The organism is Sphingomonas sp. BK481 (genome assembly GCF_014194875.1).
Lineage (GTDB): Bacteria > Pseudomonadota > Alphaproteobacteria > Sphingomonadales > Sphingomonadaceae > Sphingomonas > Sphingomonas aerolata.
This window is the reverse complement of the sequence record NZ_JACIAP010000011.1, coordinates 72879-99172: the sequence shown is the minus strand read 5'-3', so window position 1 is coordinate 99172 and position 26294 is coordinate 72879. Positions and strand designations below refer to the sequence as shown.

Sequence of the window (26294 nt, the reverse complement as noted above, 5' to 3'; positions counted from 1 at the left end):
CACATCATTACGGAAATTATCTTATAATTTCGCTTTATCTCGGTTTCAGCGACGGCGGCTCAAGCGGATCGCCTCGCCGTTAACAGCGGCATCGACCGGGAAGGTTGTGGCGATTGCGTCGGCAAAGGCATCGACATCACCATTGTTGAAGACCCCGCTGACGCGAATGTCCGCGGCACCGGGATCAACGATAATCCGGCGGCGCTGGGCATAGCGGTTCATGCGCTCGGCGGCGGCGACGAGCGTCTCCGACGTGAAACTCACCTGCTCCGCGCCCCAGCCGTCGTTTCCGATCGATGAGCTCACGGATCCGACGAACCCCGATACCGGCAGGCCGATCTCATGCCCCGGGGTCAGCGCGCGCTCTGCGGTCAGTTGGTGCCCACCCAGCCGAACGACCTCGTTCATCTGCCCCTGGGGGGTATCACGCAACACCGCGACCCGACCCTCGAACAGCGCGACCCGCACTTCGCGGCTGAGCCTTTCGACCGAAAACTCGGTCCCGGTTGCGATCACCACGTTTCGCCCGCTGCGCACCGCGAACGGGCGCAGCGGATCCTTTGCGACCTTGAAGCGCGCGCGACCCTTCTCGAGGACGATGTCGCGGCGTTGCGGGCTGAAGGCGACCGTGACCATGCTGTCGGCGTCGAGCGACAGACGCGAGCCATCTGCCAGCGCGATGACACGTCGCTCACCGATCGCGGTGCGATATTCGTCGCGGGCGCCGTGGCGCCACGCCAGCGAGCCCAGCGACAGCGCAAGCAGGAGCACAGCCGCGATCGCCCAGACCACAGGTCGGGACACCATCGGCGTCCGGATCCAGCGACGCTGCCCCGCGCGATGTACGGCACCGAGGGCTTCGCGGCGTAGCGCGAGCATCTCGGGAGCGTCGGCATTCTCCTCAACCGCGTCCCAGGCGGCAAGCGCTGCGCCCAGGCGCTCGCCCCGGCGCGGGTCGTCGGCCAACCACGAGTGCAGGTCGGTGCGCTCCTTTGGAGACAAGGCCCCGTCGGACAACCGCAGGCACCAGTCGATGACGGTGTCCGCATCGGATTGCGGCGCAGTCATTACGAGTCTCCCATGGCGGCAAGCAGCGCGCGCATTGCGTTCGCGATATGTTTCTCGACCGCGCTCACGGAAATGCCGAACGCATCGGCGATCGCCTTACGCTGCATGCCTTCCAATCGGTAGAGAATGAAAATTTGGCGAGTCCGGTCAGGCAGGCCGCCCAGCGTGCGCGCGACGCACCCGACGCTCTGCCGCGCGGACAGCAACCGCTCGGCGTCGATCGGATCGACGCCAAGGTCAGCATCGGTCGCTCGTGATTGCTGATATCGGTACCTGGTCGCATCACGTCGATATTGATCGCGCAACAGGTTGGCGGCCGCTTGGAAAATATAGCCTTCGGGATTGTCGGTGGCCGGCCCCCTCATCGTCGCCATGCGGATGAAAAGATCCTGGATCAGATCTTCCGCCTGCACGGGATCACTGAGACGACGGACGAAGAACGCCATGAGCGCCGGCCGCATGCGTTCCATGACCGCCGAAAGATCGCGTCCCGGCATCGCGCCGGCCGGAGGCCTATGCTTCATCATGCTAGATAGACGGGCAGGCGCGCAATGTGCACAGTTTAAACGAGCGCTTTGGTCGGTGGGGTTCGTCAGGCAGCTCCACGATCAGCAGCGCGTACCGCGGGCGGGGTGGGTAGATACATATTGCCAGCTTGGCGAGAACGGCCGAACGCAACGTCTTGGCGCGAGAGCGTGACCGCGGACTGAGAGCCCTGCGGCGCATGCGACGACGAGGATGGCGATGAAGCAGAGGATGATCCCGGTTCCCCGTCTGACGACTTTCGTCGCAGTGCCGCTTGCGCTGCTGCCGTGCGCCTGCACGGGTGGGCCGAGCACCGCGTCGATCGCCCCGCAACCGGCCTTTGTCGCCGAACGGTTCTTCGCCGGGCGGCTGGACGGCACGGGCGTGCTCAAGATCGCATTTCGGGCGCCGGTCCGGACGCATGTCGCGAGCGTCGGTCGCGTCGCTCCCGACGGCACCTTGATCCTGGACCAGCATATCGAGCAGCAGGGCAAGCCGCCGCGCGATCGGCAATGGCGGATCGTTCCGCTCGGGCAAGGGCGCTACACGGGCACATTGACCGATGCGTCCGGACCGGTGACGGGCGAGGTGGTCGGCAATCGCCTGCATCTGGCCTTTCGGATGCGCGGCGGCATGATGGTTGATCAGTGGCTGACGCTGTCACCCGATGCCCGGGTCGCGCAGAATCGGCTGATCGTCCGCAAGCTCGGCATGACGGTGGCGACGCTCGGCGAAACGATCAGGATACTGCCATGAGCGCGCATCGCGAACGTCATCTTGTATCGCGGAGCGGCTGGCTTCGTGCCGCGGTGCTCGGCGCAAATGACGGGATGGTGTCGACCGCGAGCCTGATCGCGGGCGTCGCCGCGTCGGGCGCAACGACCGGCGCCGTGTTCGTGGCCGGCGCGGCGGCGATGGTCGCGGGGGCGATGTCGATGGCCGCGGGCGAATATGTGTCGGTCAGTTCGCAGGCCGACAGCGAGGCTGCCGATCTGGCGCGCGAGCATGGCGAACTCGCCAGCGACTGGGCGCATGAGCATTACGAGCTCGCGCAGATCTACGTGGCGCGCGGTCTCGATGCGACGATCGCGAGCGAGGTCGCGCGGCAATTGATGGCGCATGATGCGCTCGGCGCGCATGCCCGTGACGAACTTGGCATCTCCGAAATCGTCATGGCCCGCCCGCTCCAAGCGGCATTCGCGTCCGCTGTCAGCTTCGTCGTCGGCGCGATACCACCGCTGCTGGTGGCCATCCTGACGCCTGCGCCACACCGGCTGCCAGCGGTGACTGCAGCGACTTTGGTCTTCCTTGCGCTGCTGGGCATTGTCGGGGCGCGAACGGGTGGCGCAAGCCCGTGGCGCCCGGCGCTTCGCGTCCTGTTCTGGGGTGCGGCGGCGATGGCCGCGACGGCCGCGATCGGGCATCTCGTGGGTCGCGCGGTCTGATACCTGGCCCCGATCCGGGTACGGATTTCCGCGGCTCGCCTGAATGCGAGCGCGGCGGCTTCGACGAAAGGGCGCAATTAGCAGCGTTTTGATCGTGGGTGCGACTGGTAACCGTCTCCTATCGGCGTATACGACCGGATCGTAGACGGGAGGGCCGGGGACCGGCCCGCAAGGAAAGATGCTGCTGCACCCTTATGGATTCTGCTGATCAGACCCTGGAACAGCTTGGCTGGGACGCACATTTCGAGAACCAGATCTCGGCCGCCGAAGCCGCCTATTGTCATCCCGCCAGGGTCATGGCCGTCCACCGCGGCCAGATTGCCGTGGCAGGGTCGGGCTGGGCTGGCGATCTCTCGCCCTATATTGCCGGTGCCACGCCGTCGGACGATCACCCGACCGTCGGCGACTGGCTGCTGACCAGCGCGGACAGGGCACAGGCGCTGCGTGTGCTCGGTCGCAAAAACCTGTTCAAGCGCCGTGCGCCGGGTGACCCGCGCGGTGAGCAGATGATCGCCGCGAATGTCGACACGGTCTTCCTCGTCGCGTCGTGCAACCAGGATTTCAGCGTCGCGCGGCTGGAGCGCTATCTTGTGCTGGCACGTGAGGTCGGGGTCGATGCGGTCGTGATCCTCACCAAGATCGACCTGACGGACACGCCGGAGACCTATGTGGACGCGGTTCGCGCGATCGAGCCCGGACTGATCGTCGAGACCGTCGACGGGCGCGAACCTGACGCTGTCGCGCGGCTCGCCGCCTGGTGCGGTATCGGCAAGACCGTCGCCTTTCTGGGGTCGTCGGGCGTTGGCAAGTCGACGCTCGTCAACACGTTGCGCGGATCCGCAAGCATCGCGACCCAGGCGATCCGCGAACATGACGGGACGGGGCGGCATACGACGACGGTGCGCCAGATGCACCGGCTCGACCAGGGCGGTTGGCTGCTCGACCTGCCGGGCATGCGCGAATTGCAATTGTCCGACGCGGCCGCGGGCATCGCGGAAGTGTTCGATGACTTTACCTTCGCCGCGCAGGAGTGCCGGTTTTCGAACTGCGCGCATGGCGGAGAGCCGGGCTGTGCGGTGCGCGCGGCGATCGATGCAGGCACTTTGACGCCTGAACGCTTTGCGCGCTGGCGTGCGCTGGAAGCGGGCGAGGCCGCCACCACCGCACGCACATCCCGACGGCGCCCCCGCTAGCGCCGCGTCGGGGGGCTTGCAGCCATGGTCGAGGTCGAGAACGGGCGCGACGATTCGCTCTTCCCCCATTGCCGGTTCGGCCGAGCGCTCATCACGAACCGCAAGTCGCCGCCCTGCCGGATCTCGTCGTCGCGAAGATAGGTGCGGGTGAGGGGCCGACCGTTCAATGTGACCGATTGGACGTAGCGATTGGCGGTCGAGAAATTGTCCGTGCTGATCACGAACCGCTTGCCGCCGGGCAACATCAGTGTCGCCTTGGGCAGGAAGGGGCGGCCGATGACATATTCGTTCGCGCCCGGTGCGACCGGGTAGAAGCCTAGCGCGGTGAACACAAGCCAGGCGGACATCTGTCCGAGATCGTCGTTGCCGCTCAATCCCGCCGGCGTGTCGGCATATTGGCTGGCGACGATCTGCCCCAGCCGCTCCTGCGTCCGCCAGGGAGCCCCGGCATAGCTGTAGAGATAGGCGACGTGATGGCTCGGCTCGTTGCCGTGGATATACTGGCCGATCAGCCCGGCAATATCCTCGGCGTGGCTGTAGTCGATCTTCGACAGGTCGAAATCGAACATCGCGTCGAGCTTCCGGATCGTCTTGGCGTCGCCGCCCAGCAGGCGGAACAGCCCCGCCTGATCCTGCGGCACGAACCAGCTATATTGCCACGCATTGCCCTCCGTATAGTCGGAGCCGTAGTTGATTGCGGTCGGGTCGAAGGGGGTGCGGAACTGTCCGTCGGTCTTTCGCGCGCGGAGCCAGCCCGACGACGCGTCGAAGCTGTTGCGCCAGTTGCCCGCCCGCTTCTCGAAGCGCGTGGCGATATCCGACCGGCCGAGTTTTCGCGCCATTCGCGCGATCGTCCAGTCGTCATAGGCATATTCGACGGTCTTGGAGGCGGCTTCGGGTTCCTTGTCGATCGGCACATAGCCCCGCGCGATATACTCGCCGAGACCGCCATAGCTGGCATGGTCGGCGCTCGCGACCATCGCGTCCAGCGCCGCATTGGCATCGAAGCCGCCAATCCCCTTCATATAGGCATCGGCGATGACGGGTACGGCGTGATAGCCGATCATCGTCCACGTCTCGCGCCCGGCGAACTGCCAGACCGGGAGGATACCGTCGGGGCTGTGCGTCTGGCTGGCGAGCAGCGAGCGGACGATGTCGGTGTTCGTCTTTTCCGGCTGGATCAACGTGAGCAGCGGGTGTTCCGCGCGGAACGTGTCCCAGAGCGAGAAGGTCGACCGGACCGTGAAGTCGGTCGCCTGGTGGATCTGGTCGTCGGGTCCGCGATAGCGGCCGTCGCGGTCGCTCCAGATGCTCGGCGCTAACAGGCTGTGGTAGAGCGCGGTGGCGAAGATGCGGCGCATCGGCGCCTCGGCCTCGAACGTGACAGCGCCGAGCGCGGTGTCCCAGGCGGCCTGCGTCTGCGCATGGATATCGTCGAAGCCGCCCGCTTCACCGTCGAGATTGGCGAGCGCGCCGGCTTCGTCGACGCCTGAGATCCCGACCTTCACCTCGAGCGGTTTCGTCAGGACGCCGAAATCGAGACGGGCCTCGAGCGCCTGCCCGAGCTTTTCCGCGAGCGCGTCGCTGTCGCGGCCCGGCCCCTGGAACCCCTTGTAGGGAATGGCGGTCTCCCGGTTGACGAGTGCGTGGCCCGTCAGGGGGGCGGAGAAGCGCATCGCGAAAAAGAGCTTGCGCCCGGGGGCCCATCCGCGGGTTTCGCGAAAGCCGGTCAGGACGCCGTCGTCGCGCAGGTGCAGCCCAGACCACAGGATCTTGCCGGGGTAATTGTAGAGTGACGAGCGGAGGTCGAGAACGAGATGCGCCGCCTTGCCTGCGGGAAAGCTGTAGCGGTGCACGCCGACCCGTGAGCCGGCCGTCATCTCGGCGCGGATGCCGCGATCGGCGAGCGTGACGGCGTAATAGCCGGGCTTCGCGGTTTCGGTGGCGTGCGAGAAGCGCGAGCGATAGCCGGGGGCGGCGGGCGTGCCCGGGTCCATCGGCACGTCGTCGCCGGCGACCGGCATCACCAGGACGTCGCCGAGATCCGAATGGCCGGCGCCGGAGAAATGGGTGTGGCTGAAGCCGACGATCGTCGGGTCGTCGTAACGATAGCCCGCGGCGTGCGGATAGCAGTCGCGGAGGACGCAGGAGGTGTCGGTGTCGGGCGAGAGCTGGACCATGCCGAACGGGGCGACGGCGCCGGGGAAGGTATGCCCCTCACCACCGGTGCCGATCAGCGGATCGACCGAGTCGCTAGGTCGCGGCGCAGTCTGGGCGGGGGCGGGGCACACGGCGAGCAGGGCGAGCGCCGATCCGGCGAGGCAGAGACGCTTGAGCATTGGCATGGCGGTCACCCGGTCTGGGAGGGGAAGGGGCTCCGGAGTCTGGGGCCGGAGCGGCAAGGCCGGGTGCTGATACCGGCCGAGTTGAAGACGACAGCATTCAGTTTGCGGGGCGATTTGGCAAGACGGCGCGCCGCCGGCGAACCGCCCGGCAGGATTAGTGCCGGTTCGGCCAAGTTCCGAGCCGCGGCGAATGTTGCGAATGTTGAGACCGAAACGGCACAAATCTGCTCCGCATAATCCATTTGACAATTTACTTTTATAATTGGCAAATAGGCAAGCAAAGACGACGTACCGTGATGATCCGATGAACCGGACGTCCCACCCGAATACGGGGGCAGGCACGCGATCGGCAGGGAGACGTGAGGGGGCAAGGACGTCCCGCACGCCGAAAAGGGGAAGTCTGATGAGCGCGACCAAGACACTATATGCTGTTCCGTCGCATCGCCGCCGCGCGCTGCGGTTTCTGCTCGCGGGCGCAAGCCTGAGCGCGGCGCTGGCCGGGACGGCGGGCGCGCAGGAGGTCGCGCCGCCATTGCCCGCAGCCGCCACGACACCGCAGACCGGCGACACGACCGGAGCGCCCGACGCGGTAACGCCCGCATCGACGGCGACCGCGCCCTCGGGCCAGACGGCGGACACCGCGTCGGCCGTTGCGGGTGAGCAGGATATCGTCGTCACCGGCTATCGCCGCTCGATCGAGAAGAGCCTGAACCAGAAGCGCGAAGCCAATGCGTTCGTCGACGTCATCACCGCCGAGGACATCGGCAAGTTCCCCGACAAGAACGTCGCCGACGCGCTGCAGCGCGTGCCGGGCGTGGTCATCACGCGCGACGGCGGCGAAGGCGCGCGGGTCAGCATCCGCGGGCTCCAGTCCGACCTGACGCTGACGCTGCTCAACGGCAACTTCCTGGCCGGCGCGGACAGCGGCGATCCACAGCGGTCGTTCAACTATGTCCTGCTGCCGTCGAGCTTCATCGCCAGCACCGAGGTCTACAAGTCGCCCGAGGCACGGCTGGAAGAAGGCGGTGTCGGCGGCACGATCATCCTCAACACGCGCAAGCCGTTCGACGTCCCGGCCTGGTCGGGCTTCGTCTCGACCGAGGGGACCTATTCGGACACCACCGAGAAGTTCGAGCCGCAGCTCGGCGGACAGCTGTCGTGGAAGAACGAGGACGAGACGTTCGGCCTGCTCGTCGGCGGCGTGTGGCAGAAGCGGACCAACCGCGAATTGCGCAGCGAGGCGGAAAGCTGGCTGTGGTGGAGCGACCGCGACGCGCAGGGCAATGTCCTGACGCCCGCGACCGACGTCAACGGCAAGCCCTTCGCCAATGACGACGCGATCTCCTATTGGCCGGGGCAGGGCACGACCACGCGCGACGGCACGCATTATTCAGGCTATTGGGCACCGCAGACGGTCAATGCCGAAGTGTTCGACCAGGAACGCGAACGCTATGGCATCCAGGCGACGGCGCAGTTCCGCCCGTTCGACAATGTCACGGTGACGTCCAACTATTTCCGCTTCGGCTACAGCAGCGACTTCACCTCGAATACCGTCAAGATCCCCGAATGGGGCTATAACGACTTCTTTACCGGCGCGACGCTCGACAAGAGCGGGACGATCTTCCAGTCTGCGAATTTTGCGGTGCCGGCGGCGGGGACGGGTTGTCTGCTCCGTGCGACCCCGTGCACGATGGAAACGCCGCAGATCGCGGGCACCTACAGCCGCGAGAAGCAGGTCTCGAACACGTTCGAAACCGAGGTCAAGTACAGCCAGGACCGGTTCGACGCGGTGCTGAAGCTCGGCAAGACCAAGTCGAGCGGCGGGCCGTCGGCGCGGTTCAGCGCCGCCGCGAAGCCGCGCGTGACGGTGCCGGGGCAGGAGCAGAACGGCAATCTGGTGAGCAACTGGGACGTTTCGAACGGGATCGGCGATTTCACCTTCTCGCCCGATCTGCAGCAGAACATCCGCAACGGCATCGCGCAGATCGACGTCGGTTCGACCAATTCGAGCTTCACGAACAGCGACCTGGCGCAGCGGTATCTTCAGCTCGACCTGACGCGCCGGTTCGACGGGTTCCTGAAATCGGTGCAGATCGGCGGCAAATGGCGTGACCTGAGCATCCACCGCGAGACCGGACGCAATGAATGGTATGCGGATGCGGCCAGCGAGCTGCGCTATCAGGATACCGCGGCGGGCGCGGTCGCACGGCCCGAATTCTTCTATGAAAACCCGATCGGCAACGTCAACGGCGGGTTCAACGCCAACGTCATGCCGGGGATCAATTTCGACAAGTATCTCAGCTATCTGAACGCGACCTATGGCGACGCGGTCCGCGTCAACGAGCGCGACTTCGTCTATGATCTTGGTGAGCGCGTCTTCGCCGGTTACGCCCAGGCGAACTTCGGCACCGGCGGTCTGCGCGGGAATATCGGTGTGCGGATGGCCAATACGCGTCAGTCGGGCAACACGTCCGACCGGCTCCAGTATCTGAACGACTATTGCGTCAACGGGCCGAACGGCTCGTTCGATCCGAACCGGCCACTCGGCGCGGACGGTAATTGCCAGCTCCTGCCGCTGAACGTCCGCGAGACGATCGTCAACACGCGGGCCGACCAGACCAAGACCTACACGGACTGGCTGCCGAGCTTCAACGTGTCGTACGAGATTACCCCGGACCTGCTCGTCCGCGGTGCGGTCGCCAAGGTGATTTCACGGCCGTCCTTCGCCAATCTCGGCTCCGAACGGTCGCTGACCTATCGCTCGCCCGAATATGCGTTCGACCGCGGCCAGTTCGGCGAATTCGAGGGCTGGTCGGGCAGAGGCGGCAATTCGGAACTCAACCCGTTCTCGGCATGGCAGTATGACGCCGGCATCGAATGGTATTTCCATCGCGGCTCGGTGCTGGGCGCGACGCTGTTCCGCAAGGACGTGTCCGATTTCGTCGTGCCGCTGGTGCTGAACGTCACGCGCGAGGTGGCGGGCGAACAGGTGCTGATCCAGCCCTATTCGACGGTCGCGAACGGATCGAACGCGCGGTCGCAGGGTGTCGAGCTCTATGCGCAGCACACTTTGTCCTTCGGGCTGGGTGCGCAGGTCAACTTCACCTATAACGACACGTCGGTCGCCGACGTGACGCTCGACGGCCAGTCGGTCGGCTCGTCCGCGCTGGTCGGGAGCGCGAAGACGCAGATGAACGCCTCGGTCTTCTACGAACATGGCAAGGTTCTGGTCCGCGCGTCGTACAACCGTCGCGGCGAGGTCGTCGGCGGGCTCCAGTCGGGGCTGAACGTCTATACCAGCCCCTATGAACAGGTCGATCTCAACGCCGCCTATGCGCTGACCGACCGGCTCAACATCACCGCCTCGATCATCAACCTGACCAAGTCGGAAGAGAGCCAGCATCTCGGCAACGATACCAAGGATCGCTTCGTCTATCGGAATTACTTCGGGCGCCGTGCCTATGTCGGCGTGTCGTTCAACTTCTGATGGCGGGGCCAAAACCTTCCTCTCCCCTGGTGGCTCCTTCGCGGAGCCACCGTTTTTTTGATAGATTTTCCCGCGTCCTGCGCCGGGCCCTGACGCTGGCGGGCCTGCTCGCGTGCGGAGCGGCGACCGCGTCAAACCCGATCGTGCCGGGCTGGTATGCCGATCCCGAGATCCGCGTGTTCGCGGGGCAATACTGGATCTACCCGACCTATTCCGACCATGCCGGAAAGCCCGTAGCGCCGAGCCGCTTCACGCCTGCGCAAAATGCGGCCCGACTGCGCAAGACGGTCCGCCCGTCCTATGGCATGCAGACGTTCTTCGACGCGCTTTCGTCGCCCGACCTGGTGCACTGGACAAAGCATCGCCGCGTGTTCGACGTGCAGGATGCGGGCTGGGCCGCCTATGCGATCTGGGCGCCGTCGGTGCTCCAGGCGAACGGGCGCTATTACATGTTCTTCAGCGCGAACGACATCCAGAGCGATGGTGAGCTGGGCGGCATCGGGCTTGCGGTCAGCGCGACGCCCGGCGGTCCGTTCAGGGATGCGCTGGGCAAGCCGCTGGTCGGCGCGTTCCATAACGGCGCGCAGCCGATCGATCCGTTCGCATTCCGGGATCGCGACGGGCAGGTCTATCTCTTCTACGGCGGCTGGAGGCATTGCAACGTCGTCCGGCTGAGCCCGGACCTGAAGCGCGTCCTGCCGTTTCCCGACGGGACGATGTTCAAGGAGATCACGCCCCCCGGCTATGTCGAGGGGTCGTTCATGATCGAACGCCACGGCGTCTATTATCTGATGTGGTCGGAGGGCGGGTGGACCGGGCCGGACTATAGCGTCGCCTATGCGACCGCGCCGAGCCCGACCGGGCCGTTCACGCCGAAGGGCAAGATCCTGTCGCAGGACCTGCGCATCGCGCGCGGCGCGGGGCATCATTCGGTCGTCAACGTGCCCGGCACCGACGACTGGTACATCGCCTATCACCGCCGGCCGCTCGATACCGATCGCGGCGAACACCGGCAGATTGCGGTCGACCGCATGGTCTTTGCCGCCGACGGGACGATCAAGCCCGTCGTCATGACCGATACCGGCGTCGCGCCGCGGCCGATCCGTGCCGGGTCAACCGCTTCAGGACGCGACGAACATTCATCTGGGAGAGCGATGTGAGACACAGGGTAATCGCCGCATTGCGCGGCACGGTGGCGGCGGTCGCGTCGATCGCGCTCATCGCACCGGTGCCGCTGTCGGCACAGGCTGCGGCCAGCGCCGAGGCGCAGCCGTCGGTCGACATCGTCAACCCGCTGATGGGCACCGATTCCGACTATACTCTGTCGTACGGCAACACCTATCCCGCGGTCGCGGTGCCGTGGGGGATGAACTTCTGGACGCCGGTGACGGGCAAGCCGGGCAGCGGCTGGGGCTACACCTATGACGCCAACAAGATCAACGGCATCAAGCAGACGCACCAGCCCAGCCCATGGATGAACGATTATGCCGCGTTCGCGCTGATGGCGACGACCGGCGCGCTAAAGGTCAAGGCGGACGAACGCGCCTCGTGGTACAGCCACAAGGCGGAGGAGAGCCGGCCCTATAGCTACAAGGTCTATCTCGCCGATTACGACGTGACCGCGGAGGTCGCGCCGACCAACCGCGCCGCGCAGTTCCGCTTCACCTTCCCCGAAAGCGACGACGCGCACATCATCCTCGATGGCTATGCGGGCGGATCGATGGTGTCGGTCGATCCGGCCAAGCGCCGGATCACCGGCTATGTCCGCAACAATCACGGCGGCGTGCCGGGCAATTTCCACAATTACTTCGTCGCCGAATTCGACCACGCCTTCACGGTCAGCCGGACCTGGGACGATAATGGCCAGATCGCCGCGACGCCGGTGCGCGAGGGCGATCATGTCGGCGCGGTCGTCAGCTTCAAGACGCGCAAGGGCGAGCAGGTCGGCGTCAAGGTCGCGTCGTCGTTCATCAGCCTCGACCAGGCCGAGCGCAACCTGCGCGGCGAGATCGGCGGCGACGGCTTCGAGCAGACCAAGGCCAAGGCGAAGGCGGTCTGGCAGCGCGAGTTCGACCGGATCGAGGTGAGCGATCCCGACATCGACAACCGGCGCACCTTCTACTCCGCGCTCTACCGCATGCTGCAGTTCCCGCGCATGTTCCACGAGGTCGATGCCAAGGGGCAGACGGTCCATTACAGTCCCTATGACGGCAAGGTGCATCCGGGCTTTCTCTATACCGACAACGGCTTCTGGGACACGTGGCGTGCGGTCTTCCCGTTCTTCGCGCTGATGTATCCCGAGCGCGACAGCGAGATCATGCAGGGGCTGGTCAACACCTACAAAGAATCCGGCTGGCTGCCCGAATGGGCGAGTCCCGGCCACCGCGACGTGATGATCGGGTCCAACTCGGCGAACCTGATCGCCGACGCGTATCTGAACGGCGTGCGCGGGTTCGACGTCGAGACGCTGTACGAGGCGATGGTCAAGAATGCGACCACCTCGCAAGGGCGTCCGGTCGACAAGAAGGGCGAGGTCGTCGGCGCGGTCGGGCGCGAGGGCGTCGAATATTACAACCGGCTGGGCTATGTGCCCTATGACGTCGGCATCAACGAGAATGCCGCGCGCAGCCTCGAATACGCGACCGCCGACTTCTCGATCTCGCGGCTGGCGAGTGCGCTCGGCAAGACCGAGGATGCGAAACTCTATGCCGCGCGCGCGCAGAATTACCGCAAGCTCTACGACACGCAGAGCGGGTGGATGCGCGGTCGTAACCAGGACGGCAGCTGGTCGGCCCCCTTCAACCCGTATAAATGGGGCGACGCGTTCACCGAGGGCAATGCGCTCCATTACAGCTGGTCGGTGATGCAGGACGTGCAGGGGCTCGCCGACCTGATGGGCGGCAAGGAGGCGTTCGTGAAGCGGCTCGATTCGGTCTTCACCACGCCGCCGATCTTCGACGACAGCTATTACGGGCAGACGATCCACGAGATCCGCGAGATGCAGATCGTCGACATGGGCCAATATGCGCATGGCAACCAGCCGATCCAGCACATGCCCTATCTCTATGACTGGGCGGGCGCGCCGTGGAAGACGCAATATCATGTCCGCGACGTGATGAAGAAGCTCTACGCGCCCACGCCCGACGGCTATCCGGGCGACGAGGACAATGGCCAGACCTCGGCCTGGTACGTGTTCTCGGCGCTCGGCTTCTATCCGGTCACGCCCGCGGTCGGCCAATATGCGATCGGCAGTCCGCTGTTTCGCACCGTCAAATTGACGATGCCGGGGGGCAAGAGGCTGACGATCGAGGCGGCGAACAACGGGCCGGGCAATGTCTATATCCAGTCGGCGAGCTTCAACGGGACGCCGCACGACAAGCCGTGGCTGACGCGCGAGGCGCTGCAGAAGGGCGGTACGCTGCGCTTCGTGATGGGGCCGACGCCGAACCGGAAATGGGGGGCGGCGAGCAGTGCTGCGCCCTTCTCGATGAGCGCACCGGTGGCCAAGCCATGAGCGACGCGCGCTTCACCCCCCGCCGCCGCGACGTGATGACCGGCGCGGCGGCGCTCGCACTGGCGACGGCGTTGCCCGGCGGGGCGGTCGCCGCGCCGCTGGCGAGCAAGCGCCCGCCGCGTGGCGAGCGTCGCTTCGTCAGCGCCGCAGTCGAGGCCGAGATCGCGCGCGTGAAGGCGAAGATCGCCGACCCCGAACTCGCCTGGCTGTTCGAGAATTGCTACCCCAACACGCTCGACACCACGGTCCGGCTGGGCATGGTCGACGGCAAGCCCGACGCGTTCGTCATCACCGGCGATATCGAGGCGCTGTGGCTGCGCGACAGCTCGGCGCAGATGCAGACCTATGTCCATCTCGCACCCAAGAATGCGGGGCTGCGCCGGGTCTTTGTCGGGCTGATCGCACGGCAGGCGCGCTGCATCCTGATCGACCCGTACGCCAACGCGTTCATGGACGATCCGACCGCGAAATCGAACCTGGGCGCGCGGACCGACCAGACCGAGATGAAGCCGGGCGTCGCCGAGCGAAAATGGGAGATCGACTCGCTCTGCTACCCGATGCGGCTCGCGCACGGCTACTGGACAGCGACGCGCGACAAGACGCCGTTCGACGACCTGTGGGCGCAGGCGATGGTCCGCGCGGTCGCGACCTTCCGCGAACAGCAGCGCAAGGACGGCAAGGGTCCGTATCATTTCCAGCGGCTGAACGTCTCGCCCACCGAGACGCTGATGTTCGAGGGATACGGCGCACCGACGCGCAAGGTCGGGCTGATCCATTCGATGTTCCGCCCGTCGGACGATGCGTGCCTCTACCCCTTTCTGATCCCGTCCAACCTGTTCGCGGTGTCGGCGCTGCGCATGCTGGCGACGGTCCAGCGCGAGGCGCGCGGCGATACCGCGGGCGCGGCGGACAGCGAGGCGCTGGCGACCGAAGTCGAGGCGGCGCTGCGCGCGCATGGCCGGATGCCCGACGGGCAGGGCGGCGAGGTCTGGGCCTATGAGGTCGACGGCTTCGGCAATGCGATCTTCATGGACGACGCCAACGTGCCGAGCCTGTCGGGGCTGCCGCTGCTCGGCGCCGCGGACCGCGCCGACCCGCTGTTCCGCCGCACCGCCGCGCTCGCCTGGAGCGACCGCAACCCCTATTTCTTTGCGGGCAAGGCCGCGCAGGGGATCGGCGGGCCGCATATCGGCCTCGACATGATCTGGCCGATGTCGATCGTCACGCATGCGATGAACAGCGATGACGACGCCGTCATCCGCCAGTGCCTGACATGGCTGAAGACGACGCATGGCGGCACGGGCTTCATGCACGAATCCTTCCACAAGGATGATCCGACGAAATTCACGCGCAGCTGGTTCGCCTGGGCCAACGGGCTGTTCGGCGAGCTGATCCTCGACCTCGAGCGCCGCAAGCCCGGCTTGCTCGCCGCGCGCTACTGACATGGATTCACGGGAGAGACACATGACCACCGCCAACCGCCGCCAGGTGCTTGCCACCACCGGGCTTGCCGGCCTTGCGGGCGTGCTGCCCGCCGCCGCTGCCACCGCGCAGGGCCAGCGCCCGACCGCGGGCAAGCCCGATCTGTTCATCGGCACGGGCGGGCACGGCCACACCTATCCCGGGCCGTCGCTGCCATTCGGGATGGTCCAGCTCGGCCCCGACACCGACAACAGCCGCTGGGACGCGTGCTCGGGCTATCACCAGGATGACGGCTCGATCATGGGGTTCAGCCACACGCATCTGTCGGGAACGGGGATCGGCGACATGCTCGACGTCCTCGTCGTGCCGACGCGCGGGCCGCTGAAGCTGAAACCCGGTGCGCTCGACAAGCCGCAGGAAGGCTATCGCCAGCGCTTCTCCGACGAACTGGCCGAGCCCGGCTATTACCGCGTGAAGCTCGAATCGGGCGTGCTCGCCGAGCTGACCGTGACCGAGCGGACGGGGCATCACCGCTACACCTTCCCGCAGGGCGCGGGGCACATCCTGATCGACTTCGCGCACATGATCCTCGACGTCTGGGACAAGGGTGTGCTGATCGACGAGGCGTCGCTGGCGCTGTCGCCCGACGGCATGCTGACCGGCAGCCGCCGCGTCCACCGCTGGGCGAAGGGTCGGCGGATCCATTTCGCGATGCAGCTGTCGCGCCGCCCCGACCGTGTCGAGTTCTTCGGCGACGACGACACACCGGCAGCCGCGGGCGCGAAGGCGATCACCGGCAACCGGCTGAAGGTCGCTTTGTTCTTCGACCAGGCGGGCGGCGAACCGATCCTGATCAAGACGGGCATCTCCGCGGTCGACGTCGCGGGCGCCAAGGCCGCGCTGGCGGGCGAGGCCCCGGGCTGGCAGTTCGACAGCGTGCGCCGGTCGGCGGCGCGGACCTGGCAGACGCAGCTCGACTGTATCCGTGTCGAGGGCGGCACGTCCGATCAGCGCACGATCATGGCGAGCGCGCTGTACCATACGTTCCTGTCGCCGACGCTCTTCACCGACCGCGATGGCCGCTATGTCGGGCTCGACCGCAACGTGCACACAGCGGCGGCGGGCGACACCGCGTACAGCACCTATTCGCTGTGGGACACGTATCGCGCGCTGCACCCGCTGCTCAATCTGGTCCAGCCCGACAAGGCCGCGCAGTTCACGCGCGATCTGGTCCGCCAGACGATCCAGAGCCCGGCGGGTTCGCCGGTCTGGCCGCTCCAGGGTGTCGAGACCGCCTGCATGATCGGCTGGCATTCGGTGTCGGTGCTGGCCGAGGCGTGCGTGAAGGGCGTGAAGGCCGACTATGCCGCCGCCTGGCCGCAGATCCGCCGCCGTGCGTTCGACCGCAGCTTCCGCGATCTCGAAAGCACGCTCGGCCGCGGCTATTATTACGACCTCGGCTTCATCCCCGCCGACAAGGTCTGGGAATCGGTCAGCCGGACGCAGGAATATGCGTATGACGACTGGGCGATGGCGGTGCTCGCGGACGCGGCGGGCGCCTCCGCGGACGCGCAGGCGTTGCGCAAGCGCAGCCTCAACTACCGCAACGTCATCGATCCGAAGATCGGCTTCGCACGGCCGCGCTTCGCGGACGGGACCTGGTGGGCGGACTATGATCCGATCCAGCTTGGCCACAACCCCGACAAGCACCGCGATTATACCGAGGCGAATGGCTGGCAGGCGACGTTCCTCAACCAGCACGACATCTATGGACTGATCGACCTGTTCGGCGGCGATGCCGGGTTCGTGAAGAAGCTCGACGCGCTGTTCGCGGCGCCGTCGACCCTGCCCAAGAACGCGCCGCCCGACATTTCGGGGCTGGTCGGCCAATATGCGCATGGCAACGAACCCGACCAGCATGCCGCGTACATGTATGCCTATGCCGGTGCGCCGTGGAAGACGCAGGCGATGGTGCGGCGGCTGTGCACCGAGATGTACAAGGCCGATCCCGACGGCGTGATCGGCAACGACGATTGCGGGCAGACGAGCGCGTGGTTCATCTTCTCCGCGCTCGGCCTTTACCCGGTCGATCCGGTCAGCGCGGTCTATGTGTTCGGCTCGCCGTTGTTCGACGCCGCGGAGGTCGCGCTGGGCGGCGGGAAGACGCTTCGGATCACCGCGTCGGGCAATGGTCCGCAGGCGCCCTATGTCCAGTCGGTGCGGTGGAACGGCAAGCCCTGGACGAAGAACTGGATCAGGCATGCGGACCTCGCCCGGGGTGGCGAACTCGCCTTCGTGATGGGGGACAAGCCGTCACGCTTCGGCACGGCGAAGGCGGATCGTCCGCCATCCTATCACCCCGGACCGCGCCCGACGCGGGCTTGAGGGCGACCGCGCCGCGCCGGGTAAACCGGGCGCGGCGCGGGGGTGCGTCAGCGGACGACCAGACGCGTATAGAGGTGCCAGGTTGCATAGCCGAGCCAGGGCAGCACCACCGCCAGCCCGATCGCGAGCGGGATCAGCCCGAGGACGAGCAGCCCGGTGACGCGCGCGCCCCAGCCGAACACCGCGCGCGGGTTGCGCCGCGCTGCCGCGAGCGAGGTGCGCAGCGCGAGGCCCGCATCGACCGGCTGATCGACCACCATCGGGAACGCGACCAGCGCGAAGACCAGCGTGGCGATCGCGAACGGCGCGCCCGCCAGATTGCCGAGCAGGATCAGCGTCCACCCCTCCTGCGTGGTGAACAGCCGGCCCGCGACGTCGCCGATCCGCAGCGGCGGGGTCGCACCGAAGGTCAGGTCATAGACCGCATAGGCCGTCGCCAGCCATCCGACCATGAGGGCGGCGAGGCCGGCGGTGAGGATCGCGAGCGGCAGGCGGCTGCGCCCGTTGAGCGGATCGAGGAAATGCCACCAGCTCGAGTCGCGCCCCTCTTCGCGGCGGCGCGCGAGTTCGTAGAAGCCCGAGGCGGCGGCGGGGCCGAGGATCGAGAGCCCTGCGACCAGCGGGAAGAACAGCGGGAGCAGCGGCGCGTTGTACGTCACCACCGCGGCGACCAGGCAGACGATCGGGTAGAGCAGGCCGATCACGATCAGGTCGCCGCGCTTGGCGAGAAAATCCTTCCACCCCTCGGCGAGGGCCCAGCGCAGGTCGGCGGTGCCGATCTCGCGGATCTCGGGGATGGCGGGTGCTGGCGCGATGAAGCTGTGCGGATGGGTGGCCATGATCTGCTCTCCGTTCAGGGGGTGGCGTATATCCTCGTCATGCGGGGTATCGTTGGGCGGCGTGACCGAACGGCCGGTTCAGCCGCACGATCGCCCAGTTGAGCCAGGCCGCAAAGCTGACCCACAAGAGATAGGGCGCGATCAACAAGCTCGCGAAGCGGTCGATGGGCCACAGCCCGACGACCAGCGCGACCAGCGACGCCCAGAGAAACACGACCTCGATCAGCGCCCAGTCGGGGCGCCGGGCGCGGAAGAACAAGGGGCTCCACAGCAGGTGGAAGACCGCGTTGACCGCAAACAGCGTGACCACCTCCGCGCGCGTCGCGGCGTCGGGCGCGGCGGTCCAGGCGATCGACGCGGACCAGGCGGCCAGGCCGAGGATGATCGTCCAGGCGGGACCGAACAGCCAGTTTGGGGGCTGCAACCGCGGCTTGCGAAGCGTGCGGTACCAGGGGCCGATCGGCGTCATCAGTCCGCCGACGACGCAGAGCGCGATGGCGGCACTGCCGCTCACGACAATCGGGTTAAGCATTACATTGTCCATCTTGCCGAGTGTCCAATGCGTGTTACACCTTTGGCATGCGCGTGTCTTTCCCCTTTTCGGCGATCGTCGGCCAGGACGAGATGAAACGCGCGCTGCTGATCGCGGCGGTCGATGCCCGGATCGGCGGGGTGATGGTGTTCGGCGATCGCGGCACGGGCAAGTCGACCGCGGTGCGTGCGCTCGCCGCGCTGCTGCCGCCGGTGCGGGCCGACCAGGCGGGGTATCAGGACGGAACGCCGCGCAGCGGGCAGGTGCCGGTGCCGTTCGTCGACCTGCCGCTCGGCGCGACCGAGGACCGGGTGGTCGGCGCGCTCGATCTCGAACGCGCGCTGGGCGCCGGGATCAAGGCGTTCGAACCGGGCTTGCTCGCGCGTGCCAATGGCGGTTTCCTGTATATCGATGAGGTCAATCTGCTCGAGGATCATATCGTCGACCTGCTGCTCGACGTCGCCGCGTCGGGCGAGAATGTCGTCGAGCGCGAGGGGCTGAGCGTCCGCCATCCGGCGCGGTTCGTGCTGGTCGGCAGCGGCAATCCCGAAGAGGGCGAATTGCGGCCGCAGCTGCTCGACCGGTTCGGGCTTTCGGTCGAGGTCCGCACGCCGCAGGAGCTCGAGCAGCGCGTCGAGATCCTCAGGCGCTGCGACGCGTTCGAACGGTCGCCGTCGGCGTTCGTCGAGCACTGGGCGGCCGACGAGCGCGCGACGCTGGCGGCGATCGCGCGGGGGCGGGCGGGGTTGCCGATGGTCGCGCTGCCCGACGCGGTGCTCGCCTTCGCGTCGCGGCTGTGTATCGCGGTGGGGGCTGACGGGTTGCGCGGCGAACTGACGCTGATGCGGGCGGCGCGCGCGCTCGCGGCGCTCGAGGCGGTGTCGGAGGTGACACAGGCGCATGTCGCGACGATCGCGCCGATGGCGCTGCGCCACCGGTTGCGGCGCAACGTGCTCGACGAGACCGGGTCGACCGCGCGGATCTTGCGCGCGCTGGAGGAGGTGGCGGGGTGACCGGGCGGGCAGCGGGGGCGCCTGATCCGCTGGCCGATGCGCTGATCGCGGCGCGGCTCTGTGCTGCCGATCCCGGGCTTGGCGGCATCGCGCTGCGCGGCGGCGGCGAGCTGCGCGATGCGGTGATCGCGGCGCTGCGGTCGCATCTGCCGCCCGATGCGCCGCTGCGGCGGGTGCCGGTTCATGTCGATGACGACCGGCTGTTCGGCGGGCTGGATCTGGTCGCGACGCTGGCCCAGGGGCGGGCGGTGCAGCGCGCGGGGCTGCTCGTCGAGGCGGATCGCGGGGTGCTGGTGCTGGCGATGGCGGACCGGCTGTCCGATGCGGTTGCGGGGCGGATCGTCGCGGCGATGGACGGCGGCGGCGACGGACGATGCCTTGTCGTGGCGCTCGACGACGGGATCGGGCCCGACGAGCGCCCGCCCGCGGCGCTGCTCGAACGGCTCGCGTTTCGCATCGACCTGCACGACGCGAAGCCTGCGGCGACGATGCAGGGCGGGGAAGATTTCGGGGATGCGGGGACGCCGCCGACGCCCGACGCGGTCCTTGCGACGCTGGTCGCGACCGCGGCGGCGCTCGGCATCGAGACCGCGCGCGCGCCGCTGTTCGCGTTGCGCGCGGCGCGGGCTGCGGCGCGGTGTGCGGGGCGCGACGTGATCGGCGATGAGGATCTGATGCTCGCCGCCCGGCTGGTACTCGCGCCGCGTGCGACGCGGCTGCCGGCCGAGCAACCGGACGACTCGCCGCCGCCCGAGCCGCAGCCGCCTGACGCGCCGCCGCCGGACGTGGGGGATCGCGACCAGCCGGAAGGAGAAACCCGGCCGCTCGACGACGTCGTGCTGGAGTCCGCACTCGCGGCGCTGCCGAAGGACGTGCTGGCACAGATCGCGGCGGGGGGCGTCCGGCGTGGCAGGACGCGCGCGTCGCACGGTGCGGGCGAGCGGCGTCGATCGCCGGCGCGCGGCCGGCCCGTCGGGGTGCGCCCGGGGGGGCCGGGCGGCGGGCAGCGCCTGAGCCTGATCGACACGCTGCGCGCGGCGGCGCCGTGGCAGCGGCTGCGGCGCACGGCGGACACCGCGTCGCGGGTGCTGGTCCGCCGCGACGACCTGCGGATCCGCCGGTTCGAGACGCGCGCGGAATCGGTCACGATCTTCGTCGTCGATGCATCGGGATCCGCCGCGCTGTCGCGGCTCGCGGAGGCGAAGGGCGCGGTCGAACTGCTGCTCGCCGACTCCTATGTGCAGCGCGCGCAGGTCGCGCTCATCGCGTTCCGGGGCAATGGCGCGACTGTGCTGCTTCCGCCGACCCGGTCGCTGGCACGCGCGCGGCGATCGCTCGCCGAGCTGCCGGGCGGGGGTGGCACGCCACTTGCGGCCGGACTGCGTGCCGCGATCGACGTTGCCGATGCGGCACGCGCGCGCGGCCAGACGCCGTTCGTGGTCCTGCTGACCGACGGGCGCGCGAACATCGCCGCGGATGGCCGGGCGGTGCGCATCGTCGCCGCCGCGGACGCGAGCGCCGCCGCCGCCGCGCTCGGCCGTGCAGGGATCGCCGCGGCATTCCTCGACATCTCCGCGCGGCCGGGACCCGAGGGGGCGGCGCTCGCCGCAGCGATGCAGGCGCGCTATCTGCCGCTGCCGCGCGCGGATGCGGTGCGGATGCACGCGGCGGTCCGCGCGGTGCAACCCGCATGAGCGCGCCGCGCTGGAGCGTCGAGGGACGCGACTGGCCCAATCGCGCCGCCAGCCGCTTCGTCGCGGCCGGTGGCCTGCGCTGGCATGTCCAAACCTTCGCGGCCGAGGCGCCCGACGCCCGCGATCCGCCCGCGACGATCCTGCTGCTCCACGGTACCGGCGCGGCGACGCATAGCTGGCGGGCGCTCGCGCCGTTGCTCGGCCGGGAGTACCACGTCGTCGCGGTCGACCTTCCGGGGCATGGCTTCACCACCGGCCGCCCGGTCGGCAGCCTGTCGATCGCGGGAATGGCGGGCGCGGTCGCGACGTTGCTCGGTGCGCTGCAGGTCACGCCGCAGGTGATCATCGGTCATTCGGCGGGGGCGGCGATCGCGGCGCGGCTGGCGATCGACGGCAGGGCGTCCCCCGCGGCGATCATCGGGTTGAGTGCCGCGCTGCTGCCCTTTCCGGGGTTGGCCGCCACATTGTTCCCGACGATGGCGCGCGCGCTGTTCGTCAACCCGATCGCGCCGCATCTGTTCGCGCGGATTGCCCGCACCCCGGGCGAGACGGGTCGGTTCCTGTACCGGTCGACCGGATCGCGGATCGATGATGCGGGCGTGGCCTGTTATGCGGCGCTGCTCGGCACGTCGGCGCAGTGCGCGGGCGCGATCGGCATGATGGCGGCCTGGGATCTGGTCGGATTGCGGCGGGATCTGGCGCGGTTGAAGACGCCGGTGCTGCTCGTGCACGGCGACGCCGACCGGGCGATCCCGTTGTCGAACGCGCGCGAGGCAGCGGCGGCGGTCGGTGACGGGCGGCTCGAGACGCTGCACGGGCTCGGCCATCTCGCGCATGAGGAACGCCCCGAAGAGGTCGCGGCGATCATACGACCGTTCATGGAGGCCCGTATATGACCGGCGTTCTCGGCCTGCTCGACCTGATGATTGTGGGCGCGCCGGTCATCATCTTCTGCGTGTGGCAGCTCGTTTCGGTCAATCGGGCGATCGCGAAGGACAAGGTCGCCAGAGACTCCCTGACGCCGCCCGACGCCGCTTCACCAGAACGCGCTTCACCAGAAGGCGCGGGGCATCCGGTAGGGGAGCATCGACTGGACGACCGGTGATCGAAAGCGGCCGAGCGCGAGGCTTTCGTGCACGGCGCGCACCTCCTCGCCGAACAGCCTCGTGGCGAGCGCGGAACGGGCATAGAAGGGGGCATCGATCCACGTCTTCACCACGCGGGGGCGATGTCCCGCATCGGCCCGGGTCGCGCGCTTTATGAGCCAGCCGGTCCGGGGCAAGGCCGCCGGGGCGGGCTGGACGACGTCGTGCCACCGGCCCTGCGCATCGAATTTGAGCGCGAGGTCGAACGGCGTGCCGTCGCGCCGTCGCCCCTCGTACAGCACTGCGACGTCGCTTTTCAGATGCGCGCGCGACCAGTGCCAGTCGTCGAACCCCGCCTCGAGCGGTTCGTCGCCGAAATTTGAATCGAAATAGCCGGGGCCCGACCAGCGGACGCCGGGATGCGTCATCGCGACCTCGACCTGGGCGCGCGGCGCGACCGGATGCCAGCGATGCCGCCCGCCCGGATCGAGCGCGAAGGCGGTGGTGCCGATCATCGCGGGGGTGACGCGGATCGTGCCGCGCACAGGGTAGGGCAGCGGCGCGGATCGTTCGCGGATTTCGATCACCAGCGTGTCGCCGTCCCAGCTGAGGCTGCTCGGGCCCACCACGAAATGATCGGTGCCCCGGTCGACGCGGTGCGCGGGACGTTCGGTCATCGCCCAGGCGCTGCCGCGCGGGCCGGTCAACGCGACGTTGATCGCGCAGTGGTTTTCGGGGTTCGCGCGGCCGCTGAGCTTGTAATAGGGCGAGAAGACGCTGCCGATGAAGGCGATGATCGTCAGCCCATGGGCGCCGTCCGCGCTGGTCGCGTCGACATACCACCAGGCATAGCCCTGGGCATCGACACGAACGTCGAAGCGTGGTCCCTGAGCAGGCAGTCGACGGCTAGCCGGCCGGAAAGCGCCGCCATCGGGACGCCCGCGCCGGGGTGGGTGCTCCCGCCCGCGCAATAGAGCCCAGGGATCCGTGTCCGGCTGCCCTGCCGGCGGAAGGACGCCGCCCACCCGTGCGAGGCCCGTCCATAAAGGGCTCCACCCGTCGAGGGACACAGCGCCTCGAACGCGTGCGGCGTCGTCATGACGGTCGAGGGCGCCAGATCGAGCGAAAGTCCCGCCTGCGAAACGCCCTCCAGCATGCGCCTCGTCCATGTCGCGATCTCCTCCTGGCTGGTGTCCGGGCCGTCGCCGGTGGGCGGCGCGTTGACGATGATCTGCACGCGTTCGGGGCGGGCCGGGGCGGGCGCGCCGCGGCGGTCGTCGTGGCCGCTGTCGCTGCGATCCTGCGCGCAGACATAGACGCTCGGCCGGGCGGCGGCGCGACCGGCCGACAGCGCGGCGAATTCGGCCGGATAGTCGTCCGAGAAGAAGACGGTGTGGCGGGCGAGCGGAAAGCCCGCGGCGTGCGCGTGTCCGGTCCAGACCATCGCGCTGAGCGATCGGTGCGCGGCGGCGACGGGGGCGACCGCGTGACGGACCGCGGCGCCGAACCGGCCGACGGCGAGGGCGGCGGGATCGGCGTTGCAGATCACCGCCGACGCGGCGATGCGCTCGCCGTCCTCGAACATGACCCCGGCGGCGCGGCCGCGCTCGATGAGGATCGCGCGGACCGGTGCGTCGTAGCGGAAGTTGACGCCGTTCTGCCGGCCAAGCGCCTCGAGTGCGAGCGCGAGCCGATACATGCCGCCGTCGATCAGCCACACGCCGCTCGCCTCGACATGCGCGATCAGCATCAGCGTCGCCGGGCACTGCATCGGCGACGCCCCGCAATAGGTCGCATAGCGTGCGAAGAGCTGGCGCAGGCGCGGGTCGGTGAAATAGCCGCCGAGCGCATGCCACAGCGACGTATAGGGGCGCAGCGTGCAATAATCGCCAAGGCCGCGCAGACCCATCCGCCAGCCCAGCGTCAGCGGCCCCGGGCGTGTCGCGTGGAGAAAGGGCCGGTCGAGCGCGGTGAACAGCCGTTCGGCCTCGGCCCGGAACGCGCGATAGCCGCGGGCATCGGCCGCGCCGGCAAAGGCGCCGATCGCGTCCTCGCTCGCAGCGGGATCGGCGAACAGGTCGAGGCGGGCGGGACCCCAGGCATGGCGGGCAAGCAGCGCGGCGGGGCGCATCGTCACGTGCCGGTCGAGCGTGTCGCCGCATGCCGCGAAGACATCCTCCATGACCGATCGCAGCGTGAACACCGTCGGCCCCGCGTCGATCGCGTCGCCGTCGACCGCGATCGTGCGCAGCTTGCCCCCTGGCCCGGGTTGCGCCTCGACGACCGTCACGGTGCGGCCTTGCGCGGCGAGCAGCGCGGCGCTGACCAGCCCGCCGACCCCCGCCCCGATCACCACCACGCCCGCATCCGACACCGGCATCCTCCAATTGACGCGATGCTAACATCTGTCCACAAATATGGACACATGAAAACGTATCATCATCTTTTCGCCCGGGTGCGGGAGCGGTGGCTGGACTGTCGCAACCGCCTGCTCGCCGATCCGCGCGTCCAGCATGCGGCGCAGCGCTTTCCGCTCAGCCGGCCGATCGCGCGTCGCCGGGCGGGCGCGCTGTTCGATCTGGTCGCAGGGTTCACCTATTCGCAGATCCTTGCCGCCTGTGTCGAAACCGGGCTGCTCGCGCTGCTGGCCCGCGGCCCGGCGGACGCGCAAGCCCGGCGAGCGCCCCAGAGTCAACATCATCGGGCCGATGTACGGCAGCTTCAACATGCCCTCCGATCTCGCCGAGATCCGCCGCCTGATCGAGGGGATCGGCGCGGATGTGGGCATGGTCTTCCCGCTCGGCAGCCATCTCGCCGATGTCCGCAAGCTGGCGGACGCGCAGGTCAATATCTGCCTGTACCGCGAGTTCGGACGCGGACTGTGCGAGATACTCGAACGGCCCTATCTGCAGGCGCCGATCGGGCTGGAGAGCACGACGCTGTTCCTGCGCAAACTCGGCGAGCTGCTCGGGCTCGATCCCGAGCCGTTCATCGCGCGCGAGAAGCACACGACGATCAAGCCGCTCTGGGATCTCTGGCGCTCGGTCACGCAGGATTTCTTCGGTACCGCGAGCTTCGGCATCGTCGCGACCTAAACCTATGCTCGGGGTATCCGCAACTTCCTCGAAACCGACATGGGGCTGCCCTGCCATTTCGCATTCGCGCGCTCGGCCGGGATCAAGCCCGACAACCAGGCGGTGATCGAGGCGATCCGCGGCAACCCGCCGCTGATCGTCTTCGGCAGCTTCAACGAGCGGATGTACATGGCCGAGGCCGGCGCGCGGGGCGTCTATATCCCGGCGAGCTTCCCCGGCGCGGTGATCCGCCGGCACACCGGTACGCCGTTCATGGGCTATGCCGGCGCAACCTATCTGATCCAGGAGGTGTGCAACGCGCTGTTCGACGCGCTTTTCCACATCCTGCCGCTTGCCGGACAGCTCGACCAGGTCGAGGCGACCCCCGCGCGGATCGACCGCGACGTGGCCTGGGACGACGATGCCAAGGCCGCGCTCGACGCGGTGATCGAGCGCGAACCGGTGCTGGTGCGGATCTCTGCCGCCAAGCGCATCCGCGACGCGGCCGAACGCGGCGCTCGCCGCGCGGGCGAAGCGTCGATCAGCACGGACCGCCTCGCGCACGCAATCACCGAAAGCCGCGGGCGATGACCCCGGCACTGCCTTTCCCGTTCGGCCCGACCGGTGCCGATGCGGGTGACTCCTTCCTCGCGGGCATCCGGTCCGCCTGGAT

General features: G+C 68.0%; 20 protein-coding genes and 1 pseudogene. 13 read left to right on the top strand and 8 right to left on the bottom strand.

Going from position 1 to position 26294, the window contains the following annotated elements; all coding sequences use genetic code 11:
- Positions 1-45 precede the first annotated feature (45 nt).
- Both FHY04_RS18090 and FHY04_RS18085 read right to left on the bottom strand, forming a co-directional pair.
- Positions 46-1068 (bottom strand): FecR family protein, encoded by a 1023-nt coding sequence (locus FHY04_RS18090; protein WP_183937357.1) that lies wholly within the window; start codon positions 1066-1068, stop codon positions 46-48.
- Positions 1068-1565, bottom strand: coding sequence for an RNA polymerase sigma factor (locus tag FHY04_RS18085; protein WP_037532990.1), 498 nt, complete (start codon positions 1563-1565; stop codon positions 1068-1070). The genes FHY04_RS18090 and FHY04_RS18085 overlap by 1 nt, the downstream gene beginning before the upstream one ends.
- A gap of 247 nt (positions 1566-1812) precedes the next feature.
- Here FHY04_RS18085 and FHY04_RS18080 point away from each other — a divergent pair, with 247 nt between their 5' ends.
- From FHY04_RS18080 to rsgA, 3 genes are all read left to right on the top strand, one after another.
- The gene (locus FHY04_RS18080; protein WP_221211871.1) at positions 1813-2349 is read left to right on the top strand and encodes a DUF3833 family protein; all 537 of its coding nucleotides are present in this window, start codon (positions 1813-1815) and stop codon (positions 2347-2349) included.
- On the top strand, positions 2346-3038 hold the full coding sequence (locus FHY04_RS18075; protein WP_183937355.1) for a VIT family protein: 693 nt from the start codon (positions 2346-2348) through the stop codon (positions 3036-3038). Before FHY04_RS18080 ends, FHY04_RS18075 begins: the two co-directional genes overlap by 4 nt.
- Positions 3039-3232: 194 nt before the next feature.
- Positions 3233-4231 carry a ribosome small subunit-dependent GTPase A gene (rsgA, locus tag FHY04_RS18070; RefSeq protein ID WP_183937354.1) on the top strand — a complete coding sequence of 333 codons (999 nt, stop codon included), beginning with the start codon at positions 3233-3235 and terminating at the stop codon, positions 4229-4231.
- Here the strand turns inward: rsgA and FHY04_RS18065 are convergent.
- Positions 4228-6576, bottom strand: coding sequence for a GH92 family glycosyl hydrolase (locus FHY04_RS18065; RefSeq protein WP_260171617.1), 2349 nt, complete (start codon positions 6574-6576; stop codon positions 4228-4230). The two genes, rsgA and FHY04_RS18065, sit on opposite strands and share 4 nt — an antisense overlap.
- A gap of 403 nt (positions 6577-6979) precedes the next feature.
- Between FHY04_RS18065 and FHY04_RS18060 the strand changes: the two genes are divergently transcribed.
- From FHY04_RS18060 to FHY04_RS18040, 5 genes are all read left to right on the top strand, one after another.
- Positions 6980-10063, top strand: coding sequence for a TonB-dependent receptor (locus FHY04_RS18060; protein WP_183937352.1), 3084 nt, complete (start codon positions 6980-6982; stop codon positions 10061-10063).
- A gap of 143 nt (positions 10064-10206) precedes the next feature.
- Complete coding sequence (locus FHY04_RS18055; RefSeq protein ID WP_311725489.1) at positions 10207-11223, top strand: glycoside hydrolase family 43 protein; 1017 nt, start codon at positions 10207-10209, stop codon at positions 11221-11223.
- Positions 11220-13577 (top strand): GH92 family glycosyl hydrolase, encoded by a 2358-nt coding sequence (locus tag FHY04_RS18050; protein WP_409349177.1) that lies wholly within the window; start codon positions 11220-11222, stop codon positions 13575-13577. Before FHY04_RS18055 ends, FHY04_RS18050 begins: the two co-directional genes overlap by 4 nt.
- Positions 13574-15019 (top strand): glycoside hydrolase family 125 protein, encoded by a 1446-nt coding sequence (locus tag FHY04_RS18045; RefSeq protein WP_260171616.1) that lies wholly within the window; start codon positions 13574-13576, stop codon positions 15017-15019. Before FHY04_RS18050 ends, FHY04_RS18045 begins: the two co-directional genes overlap by 4 nt.
- A gap of 22 nt (positions 15020-15041) precedes the next feature.
- Positions 15042-17384: a GH92 family glycosyl hydrolase gene (locus tag FHY04_RS18040; protein ID WP_183937349.1), complete on the top strand. Its 2343-nt coding sequence runs from the start codon at positions 15042-15044 to the stop codon at positions 17382-17384.
- Positions 17385-17431: 47 nt separating this feature from the next.
- On the opposite strand, the gene FHY04_RS18035 is transcribed toward FHY04_RS18040, so the two are convergent.
- Together FHY04_RS18035 and FHY04_RS18030 are read right to left on the bottom strand one after the other, a co-directional pair.
- Positions 17432-18223 (bottom strand): DUF2189 domain-containing protein, encoded by a 792-nt coding sequence (locus tag FHY04_RS18035; RefSeq protein WP_183937348.1) that lies wholly within the window; start codon positions 18221-18223, stop codon positions 17432-17434.
- 37 nt (positions 18224-18260) lie between these two features.
- Positions 18261-18755 (bottom strand): TspO/MBR family protein, encoded by a 495-nt coding sequence (locus FHY04_RS18030; protein ID WP_183937347.1) that lies wholly within the window; start codon positions 18753-18755, stop codon positions 18261-18263.
- 47 nt (positions 18756-18802) lie between these two features.
- Here FHY04_RS18030 and FHY04_RS18025 point away from each other — a divergent pair, with 47 nt between their 5' ends.
- From FHY04_RS18025 to FHY04_RS18010, 4 genes are read left to right on the top strand one after another with little or no spacing between them, the layout of a single operon-like run.
- The gene (locus FHY04_RS18025; RefSeq protein WP_183937346.1) at positions 18803-19768 is read left to right on the top strand and encodes an ATP-binding protein; all 966 of its coding nucleotides are present in this window, start codon (positions 18803-18805) and stop codon (positions 19766-19768) included.
- Entirely contained in the window at positions 19765-21462 is a 1698-nt protein-coding gene (locus FHY04_RS18020) for a magnesium chelatase subunit D (RefSeq protein WP_311725484.1), read from the top strand. Before FHY04_RS18025 ends, FHY04_RS18020 begins: the two co-directional genes overlap by 4 nt.
- Positions 21459-22358: an alpha/beta fold hydrolase BchO gene (bchO, locus tag FHY04_RS18015; RefSeq protein ID WP_183937345.1), complete on the top strand. Its 900-nt coding sequence runs from the start codon at positions 21459-21461 to the stop codon at positions 22356-22358. The genes FHY04_RS18020 and bchO overlap by 4 nt, the downstream gene beginning before the upstream one ends.
- Positions 22355-22567: a hypothetical protein gene (locus FHY04_RS18010; RefSeq protein ID WP_183937344.1), complete on the top strand. Its 213-nt coding sequence runs from the start codon at positions 22355-22357 to the stop codon at positions 22565-22567. The genes bchO and FHY04_RS18010 overlap by 4 nt, the downstream gene beginning before the upstream one ends.
- Here FHY04_RS18010 and FHY04_RS18005 read toward each other — a convergent pair.
- The 3 genes from FHY04_RS18005 to FHY04_RS17995 all read right to left on the bottom strand — a co-directional run bounded on the left by FHY04_RS18005 (position 22514) and on the right by FHY04_RS17995 (position 25275).
- Positions 22514-23224 (bottom strand): hydratase, encoded by a 711-nt coding sequence (locus tag FHY04_RS18005; RefSeq protein ID WP_183937389.1) that lies wholly within the window; start codon positions 23222-23224, stop codon positions 22514-22516. The two genes, FHY04_RS18010 and FHY04_RS18005, sit on opposite strands and share 54 nt — an antisense overlap.
- Positions 23225-23346: 122 nt before the next feature.
- Positions 23347-24927: a 1-hydroxycarotenoid 3,4-desaturase CrtD gene (crtD, locus tag FHY04_RS18000; protein ID WP_183937343.1), complete on the bottom strand. Its 1581-nt coding sequence runs from the start codon at positions 24925-24927 to the stop codon at positions 23347-23349.
- 18 nt (positions 24928-24945) lie between these two features.
- Complete coding sequence (locus tag FHY04_RS17995) at positions 24946-25275, bottom strand: hypothetical protein (protein ID WP_183937394.1); 330 nt, start codon at positions 25273-25275, stop codon at positions 24946-24948.
- Between FHY04_RS17995 and bchZ the strand changes: the two are divergent.
- A pseudogene (gene bchZ / locus FHY04_RS22980) lies at positions 25202-26212 on the top strand (chlorophyllide a reductase subunit Z); the annotation flags it as partial. The gene FHY04_RS17995 and the pseudogene bchZ sit on opposite strands and share 74 nt — an antisense overlap.
- Positions 26213-26294 lie beyond the last annotated feature (82 nt).